The organism is Porphyromonas sp. COT-108 OH2963, from assembly GCF_000768895.1.
Classification (GTDB): Bacteria; Bacteroidota; Bacteroidia; order Bacteroidales; family Porphyromonadaceae; genus Porphyromonas_A; species Porphyromonas_A canoris.
Window position 1 is genome coordinate 93,478 of record NZ_JRAP01000015.1, and the last position, 14,166, is coordinate 107,643.

General features: G+C 47.2%; 10 protein-coding genes. 5 read left to right on the plus strand and 5 right to left on the minus strand.

Annotation, left to right across the window (positions count from 1 at the left end):
* Window positions 1-9: 9 nt before the first annotated feature.
* On the plus strand, window positions 10-2,226 hold the full coding sequence (locus HQ39_RS08220) for a lamin tail domain-containing protein (RefSeq protein WP_036865353.1): 2,217 nt from the start codon (window positions 10-12) through the stop codon (window positions 2,224-2,226).
* 160 nt (window positions 2,227-2,386) lie between these two features.
* Here HQ39_RS08220 and HQ39_RS08225 read toward each other — a convergent pair whose 3' ends face one another.
* Window positions 2,387-3,373: a ketopantoate reductase family protein gene (locus tag HQ39_RS08225; RefSeq protein WP_036788225.1), complete on the minus strand. Its 987-nt coding sequence runs from the start codon at window positions 3,371-3,373 to the stop codon at window positions 2,387-2,389.
* Between the two features lie 300 nt (window positions 3,374-3,673).
* On the opposite strand from HQ39_RS08225, the gene pta reads away from it, so the two are divergent.
* The 4 genes from pta to HQ39_RS08245 all read left to right on the plus strand — a co-directional run bounded on the left by pta (window position 3,674) and on the right by HQ39_RS08245 (window position 8,908).
* A complete protein-coding gene (pta, locus tag HQ39_RS08230; RefSeq protein WP_036865355.1) occupies window positions 3,674-4,687 on the plus strand; it encodes a phosphate acetyltransferase in 1,014 nt (337 codons plus the stop codon).
* A 41-nt stretch (window positions 4,688-4,728) separates the two neighbouring features.
* Entirely contained in the window at window positions 4,729-5,922 is a 1,194-nt protein-coding gene (locus HQ39_RS08235; RefSeq protein ID WP_036847589.1) for an acetate/propionate family kinase, read from the plus strand.
* 204 nt (window positions 5,923-6,126) lie between these two features.
* Complete coding sequence (locus tag HQ39_RS08240; protein WP_036865357.1) at window positions 6,127-7,536, plus strand: leucine-rich repeat protein; 1,410 nt, start codon at window positions 6,127-6,129, stop codon at window positions 7,534-7,536.
* Window positions 7,526-8,908 (plus strand): alpha/beta hydrolase-fold protein, encoded by a 1,383-nt coding sequence (locus HQ39_RS08245; RefSeq protein WP_036865429.1) that lies wholly within the window; start codon window positions 7,526-7,528, stop codon window positions 8,906-8,908. Before HQ39_RS08240 ends, HQ39_RS08245 begins: the two co-directional genes overlap by 11 nt.
* Window positions 8,909-9,618: 710 nt before the next feature.
* Here the strand turns inward: HQ39_RS08245 and HQ39_RS08250 are convergent.
* The 4 genes from HQ39_RS08250 to HQ39_RS08265 are packed head-to-tail and all read right to left on the minus strand — an operon-like array spanning window position 9,619 to window position 14,163.
* Window positions 9,619-10,926: a sensor histidine kinase gene (locus HQ39_RS08250; protein WP_036865359.1), complete on the minus strand. Its 1,308-nt coding sequence runs from the start codon at window positions 10,924-10,926 to the stop codon at window positions 9,619-9,621.
* A 25-nt stretch (window positions 10,927-10,951) separates the two neighbouring features.
* A complete protein-coding gene (locus tag HQ39_RS08255) occupies window positions 10,952-12,316 on the minus strand; it encodes a sigma-54-dependent transcriptional regulator (protein ID WP_036865361.1) in 1,365 nt (454 codons plus the stop codon).
* A gap of 21 nt (window positions 12,317-12,337) precedes the next feature.
* Window positions 12,338-13,333, minus strand: coding sequence for a GNAT family N-acyltransferase (locus HQ39_RS08260; protein ID WP_036865362.1), 996 nt, complete (start codon window positions 13,331-13,333; stop codon window positions 12,338-12,340).
* Between the two features lie 2 nt (window positions 13,334-13,335).
* Window positions 13,336-14,163, minus strand: a complete 828-nt coding sequence (locus tag HQ39_RS08265; RefSeq protein WP_036865364.1) for a 1-acyl-sn-glycerol-3-phosphate acyltransferase — start codon at window positions 14,161-14,163, stop codon at window positions 13,336-13,338.
* Window positions 14,164-14,166 lie beyond the last annotated feature (3 nt).

Here is a 14,166-nt window from a genome sequence, read left to right on the forward strand (position 1 = left end):
AGAGAATAGATGAAAAACCACATATTTATTCTGATACTGTTGCTCCCTTTCTTTTGTGAAAGAGTTCACGGAGCTACTCCTCCGCAGTCTCAATGGAGCGGAGATGTCGAAGCATTTTTATGGCAGGGCGGACGGCTTTCGATAAGTCCCGAAACGCCTTTGAGCCGGGCGTCAATATCTCACGACTACGCATGGAGAGGGAATGAAACCACCTGGGTAATGCAGACTGCTTTTACAGGTGTGCCTACCGGCAGAAACGGTTTTCGCTGGACGCTGTTTGCTTTGAAGAGTAACCGGAAGATGCTGTCCTATCTCATCACACCGGAAGAGAACGGATCTGTTTTGTTGTTACAAGAGAGGAGTCGGTCGCTGTCAAAAGAGGATCAAAACGATGTCTCTGTCCGAAGCCTGCTACGAGTATCTCTCTCGCCGGCACAGATGGCTTGGCAGGAACTGAAGATTGTGGTGCGCTATTCCGACTCTCGCCTCAACCTTTCCCTTTCCGGCGGTAATGTCGCCGAGCAGAAAGATGTCGAAATACCCGATGTGTCCGATTGGGAGATCGTCTCTACCATGACACTCGAAGCCTTTTATACGAAGATAAAACGCTCCATGCTTGTTTGGGATAATATCGAAGCGGGAGGAGACGAAGTATTGGATGCAGATCCTAAAATCGTGGATATGGGTTACGATCCGGAGGAGAGTGTCGCAAGACTCACTTTTACCGAATCTGTCGATCACTCTTCCGCCATGGCAAAGATTTCCGATGAGTCTGTTGCCGTATCTCTACGTGAAGGGGCAAAGCCGGAAGAGCTGCTGCTTCATTTTTCTCCAGCACTACTTCTTAGCCATACCTATACTTTAAGTATCGAAAATCTTCGAACAATAAAAAGTTCAAAGGTTTTTAATGTCAGTTTCACATTCTCTTTGGAAGATACGGAGGCCGTTTCATCTCTTCTCCTTTCAGAGTTTCTCACAAAACCTTTACCCGGCAAGGCGGAGTATATAGAGCTTTTTAATAGCTCTCATTCCGAGCTTCCTCTCTCCTCTTACACGTTATACTATAATAACACAGCCTATGAACTGCCGGATGTAAAAGTGCCTGCTCGCAGCTTTGTCGTACTTTATAGAGAGGGATTACCTGCTCCTGTACACGAAGCAATCTCTCTCAAGCGGTTCCCGACACTCGCCAACACACGTTTCTCCCTCTCTTTATTCTTGGAGGAAGAAGTGGATAGAGTGGTTTATGGAGACCATATTGCCGGGAAAGATGGGCAGAGCGTTGAGCGGTTGGATATTCTCAGTCCACACAAGACATCGGCACAGTGGAGACCGACACTCTCTCCTTCCGGAGGAACACCCGGTATGCCTCCCGTACAGCAACCTTTTGAAGAGATTGCCGTTTCCGACATTGTAATTAACGAAGTATTGGCACATCCCGTGTCGGGAGGGGATGAGTTTATAGAGCTACACAACCGTTCCGATAAAGAGATAGATTTGAAAGATTTGGCACTTGAGATACGCACCGGAACAGAGCTTAAGAACATCAAGAGCTTTGCGCTTTCCGATACCTCTTATATCCTTCCGGCTTCCGGCTTCATTGTCCTTACCCGATATAAAAAGTCTGTTTCATCTTTCTATCCGCAGACAGATCCGAAAACATTGTACGAGAAGATACATCTCCCTGTACTGCCCAATACCATCTTCTCTCTGCATCTGCGTTCTCAAGCAACGGGTCAAGTCATAGACGAGATGCTCTACAGACGTCAGTACCTTGGTGTCTCGCCCAAGCCTCAAGCCGGAACATCTTTGGAGAGAACAAGTCCGGATGCATCCGGAATGGAGCCGACATCGTGGCGTGCTGCCCTTCTTTCTGCCGGGAAAGCCACTCCGGGTCTTCCGAACTCCGTATTGGGACTGCCGGCCGATTCCGATGACGGAAAGGAGCAAGCGTGGCCCAAGGAGGACGTGATCCCTTTTGAAGACATTTTGCGTCTGGTTCAAGCCTATCCGCAGAATGCTTCCGGCACTGTTTTCAGCCTTAGAGGCGTACCGGTTTTGAATATCCGGAAGGAGGCATTGCTCCTTTTTGTCGAACAGATAAAGCAGGGTGAAAACAAACACCATCTGCCGTCCGGCATTTACATCCTCCACATTCATTTGGATGGTCCGGAGGGGAAACATCCTGTCCGTAGCAGTCTAAAATGGCTCTCTCCATTCCCTTGATTTACCTCATGAAAAGGTGAAATCTCTATACTTGTCCGTTCTTCTCATTCCGTTTTTCTAAATATCAGTCAATTTTAATGTGGTAATCTTTTGATATGTAGAGATGTAAAGGTTTTTTGATGCCGTTGGAAAAAAGAATTGTCCACTGTCAAGAGAGTTATTATATCTGTTCGTGATAACCTCTTTGCCGTTCTTTGCTGTGAATGAATGCTCTTAGCTCCATGAAATTAGGCATCTTGACACCATACTTTTTTCCGCTTGCTATCACATCTTCCAGCATTTGCTGAATTTCGTCAGGAGAGTGATTGATGTGTCCGTCAAATATAGACTGCAAAGCTTTGCCGGAATAAACTTTCTGCGCAAGAGGGATGAGAAGAAGCAGAGGTAGCTTTTGGAGTCTGTTAGTAGGCTCCACACCAAGATCCACGCCCCTTTTCACACAAATCTCAAAACCTTCTCGAATGCAGAATATTGTCTTTTTCAAGATCTCTCTGTCCCGTACAAACCTTTCTGCACTTCCTGCACAAAGTACACCGGCAGAGAGTCCGGCAGCTACTGCATAATGGGAAATCAGCCAATCTGATATACATTTGTAGATGCGAGGTTTCAGGTTTGCTCTTTCGAGGATCTCTGCAAAGAGCCTGACCCTACCGCTTATCGTGCCATCTGCTTCCCCTATCGGTGTGTGTGAGAAAGTCATTCCGGAGATCGTTGTCCGTATTTCATTTTTGTTGCGTCCTCCTCCGACCATGAACGGGAAGCTGAAGAAATACTGCTCCGGACGCAGATAGGAGGCAATCTCATCGAAAGAGTCCCACAGGTTTAGAAAGAAGACGATGTTGGCTCTCCCCGAACGCTCTTTCAGTATGGGAAGTACTTTGGAGATTTGTAGCTTGTTGGTGGCTACGATGATGTAATCAAAGTCGTTGTCCGGAGAGAGTTCGTCTATCACATGAGGCTTGAAGATGACATCTGAAATCTTTTTCTCTCTTCGTCTGAAGTCTTCACAGATGATGTGTATGCCCTGTTTGGAGTAGAGCTTATGCTTCTCTTTGCGAACAAGGACCGAGATGTCGTGCCCTTGTAAATGGAGTTGCCAGCCGTACGTGCTACCTACAACTCCCGGTCCGTAGATGAGTATTTTCATGGAAAGGCCTGTCAGTGTCGTTCGATATGAACAAATGTACCCCAATAATAGGGCAGTTACAATCGCTAAGAATAGGGATTTTGGTAACATTTCAGGTAGATGACGAGGTGAATAAAAGCCTTTTCCTCCGAAAAGGGGAATATTCGGCACGCTTTTCAGAGCTTTTCACAACGCTCTCGCTATGCCTTTTCCCTTCACGGAATGAGTGAACGAATTAAGGCACAAAGCCATAGATTATATAGGCAGAGTCCGAAAGGTTTTGTACATTTGCAGTAAATACTAAAGAAAACAAACCATATCATGGAACTTTTACAATCATTTGTACAGCGTGCGAGCGGTAATAAGCAACGTATAGTGCTACCTGAAGGAACAGAAGAGAGAACGCTAAAAGCAGCGGACCGACTAATAAAAGATGGTGTAGCAAATATTATTCTTATCGGAGATGAAAAGGAGATTGCTGCGAAAGCAGCGGAGCTGTCTCTGAGCCATATTGCTCAAGCAGAAATCGTTAATCCTGATACTCACGCAGAGATGGAGAAGTACACCAACCTCTTATTCGAGCTTAGAAAGAGCAAGGGAATGACTATCGAAGAGGCTCAAAAGAAGGCTAAAGATCCGCTATATCTATCTTGTTTGATGATCAAAGCCGGAGATGCCGATGGAGAAGTAGCCGGAGCGAAAAACTTTACAGGCGATGTGCTTCGTCCTGCACTGCAGATCATCAAGACCGTTCCGGGTGTAAACACCGTATCGGGCGCATTCATCATGATCACTCCAGCCAAAGAGTATGGTAAGGAAGGCGTACTCCTCTTTGCCGATTGTGCCGTAACTCCAAATCCGGATGCACAGCAGTTGGCTCAGATTGCGGTATCTTCTGCTCACACCGCAAAGGATCTTTTGGACATGGAAGCCAAGGTGGCTATCTTGAGTTTTTCTACCAAAGGAAGTGCTAAGAACGAACTTGTGGACAAGGTGATAGATGCAACACGCATTGCAAACGAGATAGCTCCTCAGTTGAATATTGACGGAGAGTTGCAGGCAGATGCTGCTCTTGTGCCTAAAGTGGGTGAAATGAAAGCTCCAAACAGCAAGATAGCAGGACATGCCAATGTTCTTGTATTCCCTTCTCTTGAAGTGGGAAATATTGCATACAAGTTGGTTCAACGTCTTGCAGGCGCAGAGGCCGTGGGTCCGGTACTTCAAGGTATCGCTGCACCGGTGAACGACCTGAGCCGTGGATGCTCTGTGGATGACATCTATTACATGGTGGCTATTACGGCATTGCAGTCTATCGGCCTAAAGAGTGCCAAGTAAGCAGTTTCGCAATAGAAGAAATACATTACAATAATAGCGATATGAAAATCCTCGTATTAAATTGTGGCAGCTCGTCTGTAAAGTACAAGTTGTTCAACATGACCTCTAAGGAGGTATTGGCAGAGGGTGGAGTAGAAAAACTCGGCCTGCCGGGATCATTCCTTAAGTTCGTTGGGAAAGACGGCAAAAAGGTAATTCTGGAAAAAGATCTCCCTGAGCATACTGCCGCGGTGGAGTTTATTTTGTCTGTACTTAAAGATAAGGAGCACGGTTGTATCTCCTCCTATGATGAGATAGAAGCTGTGGGACACCGTCTTGTTCACGGAGGAGAGAAATTCTCCAAGAGTGTCCTCATAACGGACGAAGTGATCAAGCAAGTTGAAGAGTGCATAGAGCTTGCTCCTCTTCATAATCCACCCAACATCAAAGGAGTGGATGCAATAAAGGCTCTTCTGCCTAAAGTTCCTCAGGTAGGTGTGTTCGACACAGCATTCCATCAGACTATGGAGCCGTTTGCATATATGTATGCTCTGCCATACGAACTGTATGAGAAGTACGGTATTCGCCGTTACGGATTCCATGGGACAAGCCACAGATATGTGAGCCAACGTGCTTGCGAGGTGCTTGGGCTGGATATCAACAAGACAAAGATTATTACCGCACACATTGGTAACGGAGCTTCTATCGCGGCCATAAAGGATGGTAAAGTGATGGATACCTCTATGGGACTTACTCCTACCGAGGGTCTTATCATGGGAACACGCTGTGGAGATGTTGATCCGGGTGCGCTTGCGTTCTTGGTCGAAAAGCTTGGCTTGGATGGTGAAGGCCTTAGCAACCTTATCAACAAAAAGTCCGGTGTTCTCGGTGTTACGCAGATCTCTTCCGACATGAGAGAGGTAGAAGCCGGTATCGAAAGAGGTGATAAGAAAGCGATATTGGCTATGGAAATGTACGACTATCGCATCAAGAAGTACATCGGAGCCTATGCTGCCGCAATGGGAGGTGTGGATCTTCTCATCTTTACAGGCGGTGTGGGAGAGAATCAATGGACTACCCGTGAAACCGTATGCGAGGGTCTTGGCTTCCTCGGATTGGAGATAGACAAAGAACTCAATACCAACATGAGAGGTAAGGAGATGGTTATCTCCAAAGATGGATCAAAGGCAACCATCATGGTAGTGCCTACGGACGAAGAGCTCATGATCGCAAAAGACGTTCAAGCATTGGTATGATTTGCTCTCGTGTAAGCGAGAAGAGATAAAGATAAAGACCGGTATCTGTTTTGAGATACCGGTCTTTTTTTGTGCTGATGCTGCAATTTCCCAACAATTAGGTACGATCTCTTCCGCCCCAAATACCTAAAATTCGGGAGTTCGGCATGTATTCGAAATCTTTAAGTTTGCATTCCGTAAACAGTACACTAAAACATAATCTTTATGAAAAACAATCTCAAATTTATTTTCATGCTGCTTGCTCTTGTGAGCTTGCAGTCTTGCGACAAAAAAGGAAAAGGTCCGGATGGACCGGAAACAGGTCCATTCAATGTAGAGATAAAGACTCCTAATAGCTCTTTGCAAGAAGGAACCGTAGGCGAGTTCGTTTACTTCTCGTTTGTGAATAATAAAACAGTAGAGGTAAAGGCTGCCGATGTTGCATCGAGCAGTGAATGGGATATTGCATTTCTCGGTTTGGAGGGTCGTACAAATAGCGGAGAGAGCGGAAAAGGAAAGGGCTCTGTTTATAAGACCAATACGAATGACTTTGACGGAATAGAGAGTGCAGAGCCGTTTTTGAAAGAGCCGGGTCTTTGGGAAGAAGACATCCGTCGCGAGCTGGCACCCTCTGTGGTTCTCTCTACCAATCCTCTTCTTGCCCAAGGTGGATGGTACACCAAGGATGCCGAAAGTGCTGCTTTGAAAGTGTCTGACCGAGTATTCATTATTCGTATAGCGAAAGAAAATCGCTACGTTAAGCTACAGCTCATAGAGGCAAAGGGTAAAGATGGTGCAGTAGAAAGTGTTCGTTTCAGATACGACTTCATCAAAGATAAAGGAGACAATAGCAAGCTGAAAATAGTACCACGTGAAAATGAGAAGGTTGTTACCGGAGAGGGTCGTCTTTCTGAGAAGATTTCAGAGCAAGAAGCCGGTACGATAAAGTATCTTGTCGTAAAGAATATGGCAATAAGGCAGGTCGACTTCTCTTTCATAAAGAATAAAATGAAAACATTGGAAGAGATAGACATGGCAGATGCAACATTTGATTTGGACTATGACGACTCTGTTTTGAAAGACAATAAGACCGTAAAGAAGTTCATTGCTCCACGCAATCTTGAGAGTGTCGGCAGGGGCTGGTTTGGCTATTGCAATCTTGAGACTATCGTCTTCCCCGGTACTTCTCTCAAACGAATAGGGGATGGAGCCTTCTGTGCTTCTCAAAAACTAAAGAATATTAAGCTTCCATCATCTGTGGAGAGTATCGAAAATAATGCTTTCTGGGCAGATATGGCATTGGAGCATATCATTATTCCTGCGGGAGTGGAACTAATACCGGAGGGAATGTTTCTTTCTTGTAGAAACTTGAAGAGTGTAACTTTCCTCGGTAAGATTAGAACCATCGGGTACGATGCGTTCTCCGGATGTTCCAGTCTTCGTTCCATAAGATTTCTCACTTCTACTCCTCCTGCGTACGAAGGCTTCCCCTTTGAAGGTGTTCCATTTGTAAAAGATGGCAAGCAGTATTTCCGTTTTTATGTGCCTAAAGGATCGGCTCAAGCTTATCTTAAGTCGTTCAATGGCTTCAAGAAGGATGAGCTTATCGTTTTCTTCCAAGAAGATGAGAAGTAACAGTGTGTCAAAAGCCGGTTTCGCTCTTCTGCTGTTCGGAGCACTGCTCTTATCTCCCGGTTGTAGGGCGGACAAGCCGGAGGCAGAGGACGAAGGAGCGAAACGAGAGGAGTTTATCTCCAACGATCGCATTGTATCTTTCCTCAAGCAGCAGCTCGATAAGGAGGATATTGCATTGGCTCCTGTGGCGATGTACAGAGAGTACATCACACCGGACGAACTAAAATCCGAAAGAGATCAGATATGGATGCTTTGGAAAGAAGCCAATAAAGAGCGACTCGAAAAGTCCGGTCTGGCGGTCGAGCTTCCAAGTAAAGAGATCATCTGGAGTATCCCTCAGCAGGAGCGCATGAAGATCAAGTGCTTCCCGAAAGGGGATATGCCCGGCGGAGGATACCCTATGGTCATCAATCTTCATGGCGGTGGCTCTTATCCCCAAACACTTTCGGAGTGGGGCTCTACCATCAATGAAAACGAGTGGAATGCGGCACTCTCGCTGAGCCGTCAGTACGACGATGCGCCATCTTTCTACTTTGTACCTCGTATGTCGGACGACCGTAAAGGTCGCTGGTACTACCAACCGCAGAGAGCTGCATTCCTAAGAGCTTATCAGCTGGCAGTGTTGAGCGGAATAGCCGATCCCGATAGAGTCTATCTGACGGGTATCTCTGAGGGTGGATACGGAACGCTTCGTCTGGCTCTGTTCATGCCCGACTACTTCGCAGCCGCAGGTGTTCTTGCCGCAGCGGAGAAGCCCTCTACGGAAGCTGTAAACCTTAGAAATCTCCCGTTCCGTATGGAAGTGGGCGCCAACGATTTCGGTTTCAGCAGAAACCTCTACGCATACAAGTGGAAAGACAGGCACGAGGAGCTTCAGAAAGAAAACCCTGCGGACTATGAGGGGATGGTGATCATCCAACCCAGCAGAGACCATCTGGGTACACGCTATTTCGATATGGCTCCTTGGTTTATCAAGCAGAGACGCCGGAGTAATCCTCGCCACGTTACCTACGAATACTACAACATATTCCCCGGAGGTAAGGTCGGCACGGGAGGTTATGCCAATGCCGTTTACAACTTGGACTTTCGTTCGCTCAAGCGTTCGTCCGATACCGACCGGATTCTATTCGATCTCGTGAAAGAGGGAAACAAGATAGAGCTGAAAACCAAAGAGATTGCCGGAAAGGTTACGGGCACACTCTCCATCTATGTAGACGATATAAACTTTGCCTTACCGGTGCAAGTCTATCTGAATGGAGCATTGGTCAAAGAGACCAAGCTCAAACCTTCAAGAGGCGTTATGGCTGAAACGATGGCTCTCTTCGGGGATCCCAAGAGAATATATCCGAGCAAAGTGGAGATACCGCTCTGATAAAGCACATCCCTTTTGCCCGATAATAGAGAACAGGCTACTTCGGAAAGGTTTCCGGAGTAGCCTGTTTGCTTCTATTTTACTCTTGAAAAAGGGGAAAGTGGGAGAGGTTGTTTTTATATATTCCATCCCGAAAAATGGTCGCTTTTTTCGGTCTCTCTATTTTGATCGGAGGGGTCATTTTCAGAGGGGTGCCGAATTTGTTAAATCAGCCCGTTTTATTAACACAAATTTCGATAGCTGTTAAGCTAAAATGGTAAACGAGCATATTTTGTCGGCTTAACGTGTTTAATTTTTCAATGAACACGTTTACTGATTTCATTAAACACGTTTACCGGATTCGATTAACGTGTTTAGCCAAAATCATTAAAGTGCTAACAATCAACCGACTACGTATTTTCGCCCTAAAATACCCCTGAAAAGGCAAATTTCTCTATTAGGAAACGTTTACAGAGAAGGGTGTTAAAATTTATACTAATTAACGCGAAAAAGCCCCATCAAACGGACTGAAGAAAAATTTTTTTCAAATTCGCGCTGATTTATATTCTGCTCTATTTCAATCTCTTACGGCTATAAATAAAAATCTCCACTCCCCAAAGAGAGGGAGCGGAGTAGTTTTGGAGCAGAATGTGAGCACTCCGTTTTTATATAAAAATACCGGCAAAAAGCCCCTTTTTTCGGGTCGTTTCGGAGCAGTTTTCGGAGACGATTTATACCGTTTTTATTCTGATTCGGAAGCGTGTCTTGCCATCCTCTTCCGTCCGAAGCGAATAGGTGAAGTGGTGTCTGTCCAACACCTCCATGATGAAGAGCAGTCCGATGCCCTGCCCATTGGGTTTGGTGGAGAAGAAGGGGTTGAATATCTTGTCCGAAAGCTCCTTTGATATGCCCGGCCCATCGTCGGTAATGACAATCTCCGGAGCAGGAGAGAGCGAGGAGGATAGCGTGATATTGCCATCGGTGCCTATGCTCTCCATGCTGTTTTTGAGGATATTGAGGATGACCTGCTCTATGAGTCCGTCGTCGAAAGAGGTGTTGAGCGGTTCGGGGGATAGCTCCAGATGGAGGGCAATGCGGTTCTCGCTGAACTGATGCTCCATGAATAGAGCACACCGTTTCAGCAGAAGATTGATGTCCGAAGTGGCAAACTGTGGTTGCGGAATGCGGACAACATCGGCAAACTGCGTGATGAAACGGCTCATCTGCCTTGAGCGGTGATTGCAGCTGTCGAGTACCTCCACGAGATCTGCCTTGTTCGGCTCTTCCTGCAAAATGTCATGCAGGCTTTGGAGAGTGGATGTGAGTCCGGCAGTGGTATTGTTTACCTCATGGGCTATCATGCGTATCACTTTGGAGTAAGCCTCTTTTTCCGCTTTTCTCACCTCGTCCGTGAGACTCTCTATGAGGAAGAAAGGCTGCTTGAATCCCTGATTCTGAAAGGTAAGATGAGAGCATCGCAGGATGGCAGAGCCGGATGGCTGTGCCGTAATGGAAGATCCCTGCGGAATGTCGGACAGGGTCAGCGTGAAGAGCCGTTCGGCTTCTTGCAGCTTCTTGCCCAGTATCTCCGTTTCGGGATCTATGCCGAGCAGGGAGAGCGAAGCCGGATTTACACTCTTGATATTGTGATCCAGATCCAGTATGATCACCCCCATGGGAGAGGCGTTGATGAGCAGATCGAGCAGTGAATTGGCTTCTCTTACTTGCAACCGCTCTTTGCGCAGCTGCTCTATCATTTCATTGAATATCGCAACAAGGTTATCGGCATCGTTTTGCCCCACCGTGGCAAGTCTTGAGGAGAAGTCTTGCGAGCGCAGAAGGTTCATCCCGCTGTCCAGAATGTGCAGAGGCATCACGATGCGTCTGAAAAAGAAGATGAGCAGAACCAGCAAGAGCAGACCGTTGATACCGAGAGCAATGAGCGACCATGGTGTTCGGGTCTCGGCATAGAGGGCTGTAAAGAGAATGGTGCCCATTGCCAACAGAACCAACAGATAGTAAGAGAGTCTGTAACTCATAAGGAAAGGAGAGGGTAAGATTCGGTTAGTACTTGATACCGTAGCGGTCGAGCCTTCTGTATAGTGCGCCTCTGCTTATGCCGAGAGCCTTTGCCACACGGGAGAGATTGCCGTTGTATTCCGTAATTTTCTGTCTTATGGTTTCGGCTTCTATCTCTTCGAGTGTCTGCTCGGAAAGCGGTGGGGTGTCCGGCATATACTGCTCTTCTCTGTGCTGAATGTCTCCTTTGTCCAGAACGGACTTGCCGGAGATGAGGATGGAGCGTTCGATGAGGTTTTTCAACTCCCGAACATTGCCGGAGTAGTGCAGGGAGGAGAGAAAGCTTTCTGCTTCCGGAGTAAAAGATACAGCCGGCAGACCATTGGCTTTGCATAGCTTCTGCGCAAAATGTTTTGCCAGAAGAGGGATGTCCTCTCTGCGTTCTCTCAAAGGCGGTACACGGAGTACGATGAGGTTGATACGGTAGTAGAGATCTTCTCTGAATGTGCCGGCGGCAACCATCGAAGCAAGATCGGCATTCGTGGCACTCACTACACGTATGTCCACTTTGGTGGGTGAGCTTTCGCCCAAAACCTCAAAAGTCTGGTCTTGCAACACTCTCAGCAGTTTCACTTGAGAAGCTAAGTCCAGCTCTCCGATCTCGTCCAGAAAAATAGTTCCCTTGTCTGCAAGAGCAAACCTGCCGGTACGGCTTGCCACGGCATCCGTAAAAGCGCCTTTCTTGTGTCCGAACATTTCGCTCTCGAAGAGCGATGCCGAGATCCCGCCAAGGTTTACCTTGACAAAAGATTCGGAGCGTCGCTTGCTGTTGAGGTGTATAGCTTCGGCTATCAGCTCTTTCCCCGTGCCGCTTTCTCCCGTTATGAGGACAGAAGCAGTGGTAGGAGCTATGCGTGCAACGGTCTGAAGCAGTTCGATGATAGCAGGCGAGTGTCCGATGATATGGTCGAAGCTGTGGTTTTTGTCGAGCTGCTGTCTGGAGGAAATCTCTTTCTCTCCCGTTTCCGGTCTGTTCAGCTCCAAAGCGTTACGTACAGACTCCAAGAGCTTATAGTTGTCCCACGGTTTCGTTACAAAGTCGAACGCTCCTGCTTGCATCCCTTTCACTGCCAGTTCTATGGATCCCCATGCGGTCATCAGTATGACCGGTATCTCTTCCCATCTCTTTTTGACCTGACTCAAAAGGAATAGCCCCTCGTCTCCGGTTGTGGAGAGAGAGAAGTTCATATCCATCAAGATAAGGTGAGGAGGCTGTTCTTCTATGCAAGAGAGAGCTGCACGTGGAGACTCTGCCACAGATACATTGTAGCCGGCTCGCTTGAGAAGCAGGGATAGAGAGGATCGAATGGCGCTGTCATCGTCCACAACGAGTAGGTGAGCGGTTTCCATGAAAAGGGAAGATATTTTGATTTAGGAGAGATTCCCGTCCGACTCCGAGCGGTGAAGTCTCTTCTTGTAGCGTAAAGCGCAGTCGCGGATGAAGCTTTCTACGTGTCGTCTGAGCTTTTCTTCATTTATGCCGGCGAAGGGGAGCAGTATGGCACTCTCTTCGACATCTGAAAAGTGTCTGTTGATAGCCGTGCCGTAAAACACCAGCTGCTTTGCAATCTGTACGTAAGAGTTGATGAGCGGAGGGATGTTTATGCCATATTCTCGAACGAGACGGTTCACGGCTTTGTAGTTTTCTTCAAAAGTGTCGTAGTGAAGTATCTCGGACAACGCCTCTACCGGTGTCGTGTAAGGAACTTCTTCTATCGGGCGGACAAGCTGTTTGGGATCGGAGTAGTATTTGGACAGGAGGAAGATGATGATGTCACGGCAATATCTGTTGTACCCTTTGTACATGGTAACCTTGCCGAAGAAGTATCGGTATTCGGGGTAAAGCAGTGGAAGAGCACCCACACCGTCCCACAGGTTGTCCAACGCAAATATTCCTTTTGAGGAGGAAACAGAGCTGTCGGGAAGAGTGCTCTGGCATGAGAGGGAGACGAAAGAGCGTCCCAGCTCTATGGTATAGGGCAGATAGTCCGTGATGAACTCTTGTGAGAAAGAGAACATGTGCGCACTGGCAAGATCCGGAACACCATCGTTTGTCGGAACATGCTCTCCACAGATGAATCTGTACCCGCCGAGTATCTTCTCTTCTTCCGGATCCCAGACGATGATCTGCTTATATCCCCCTTCGTAATCGAATCTGTCTGTATCCGTTTCCAGTCCGCTCCCTCCGCCGTAATACCGGAAAGCCTCCTCTCTTAACCTGCCCACTTCTCGCATCAGATTGGGAGCTTCGTGAGCTTGAAAGATATAGATCTCGTTGTCTGCCCTGTTGGTCTTTCTGAGCAACATCTCCGGCTTCAGTTCCGAACGGAGAACGGACTTTTCGATAGGGGGAATGATCGTTTGCATCTTTATTTAGAGATAGAAGGTAAGCGGTAGATACTCTCTTTGATCTGCTCCGAAAAGGCTTGATGTTTGCTCTTTTCGGAAGGGATCTGTTCGGGGAATATCGGAGGAGCTACATAGATATTGAATGTCTTGTGTCGCCCTTTGAACATCTCATCGGGAAGCAACACCATTTCGATATTCAGCTTAATGCCCAGCCCTTGACGCCATCGGGCATACCTGTAAAAGCGTGGAGAGTTGGTGGCATCGAAGAATAGCGGAACAATGGTAAGGTTGTGCTGCTGCGCCAATCGTAGGAAAGAGCTTTTCCATTCCGTATCTCGAATCTCTCCTTTATCATTTTGTCTCGAACAGAAACCGGCAGGAAAAGTGAGCCCATGCCTTTTCTCTTCGAGAGCTTGAGCTATCATCTCTCCAAGTTTTCTGTTCTGAACACCATGTTTGTTTACGGGAAGGAAGATGTCTCCAAACTGAGGAATGGACATCAGAAGGTCGTTTACCGGAACGAATAATCTACCTTCAAGCAGCTTGCCCAACCAGGCAGTCAGAGCGATTCCATCCAGTCCGCCAAGCGGATGATTGGATACAAAGAGCAGCTGTCTCCCTTTAAGTGCCGTTATCTGCTCTTCTCCCGAAATGTTGAGAGATATATCGAATGCTTTCAAGAGCCTGTTGGCATACTCCACGCCCCCGATATGGCCTTGGAGTTGGAGCATTTCATTGATCTCCTGTTGGTGTATGAGCCTCCGGAGAAAAGAGATAAGCGATTTGGGGATCCAGCCTTTATACTTACTCCTTATTATGTCTTTGATCTCTATTCGGGGCGTCTTCATGAT

Coding starts and splice junctions, on each gene's coding strand:
- HQ39_RS08220 (WP_036865353.1), top strand. CDS start 10: ATGAAAAACCACATATTTATTCTGATACTGTTGCTCCCTTTCTTTTGT.
- HQ39_RS08255 (WP_036865361.1), bottom strand. CDS start 12,316: ATGGAAACCGCTCACCTACTCGTTGTGGACGATGACAGCGCCATTCGA.
- pta (WP_036865355.1), top strand. CDS start 3,674: ATGGAACTTTTACAATCATTTGTACAGCGTGCGAGCGGTAATAAGCAA.
- HQ39_RS08265 (WP_036865364.1), bottom strand. CDS start 14,163: ATGAAGACGCCCCGAATAGAGATCAAAGACATAATAAGGAGTAAGTAT.
- HQ39_RS08245 (WP_036865429.1), top strand. CDS start 7,526: ATGAGAAGTAACAGTGTGTCAAAAGCCGGTTTCGCTCTTCTGCTGTTC.
- HQ39_RS08225 (WP_036788225.1), bottom strand. CDS start 3,373: ATGAAAATACTCATCTACGGACCGGGAGTTGTAGGTAGCACGTACGGC.
- HQ39_RS08235 (WP_036847589.1), top strand. CDS start 4,729: ATGAAAATCCTCGTATTAAATTGTGGCAGCTCGTCTGTAAAGTACAAG.
- HQ39_RS08260 (WP_036865362.1), bottom strand. CDS start 13,333: ATGCAAACGATCATTCCCCCTATCGAAAAGTCCGTTCTCCGTTCGGAA.
- HQ39_RS08250 (WP_036865359.1), bottom strand. CDS start 10,926: ATGAGTTACAGACTCTCTTACTATCTGTTGGTTCTGTTGGCAATGGGC.
- HQ39_RS08240 (WP_036865357.1), top strand. CDS start 6,127: ATGAAAAACAATCTCAAATTTATTTTCATGCTGCTTGCTCTTGTGAGC.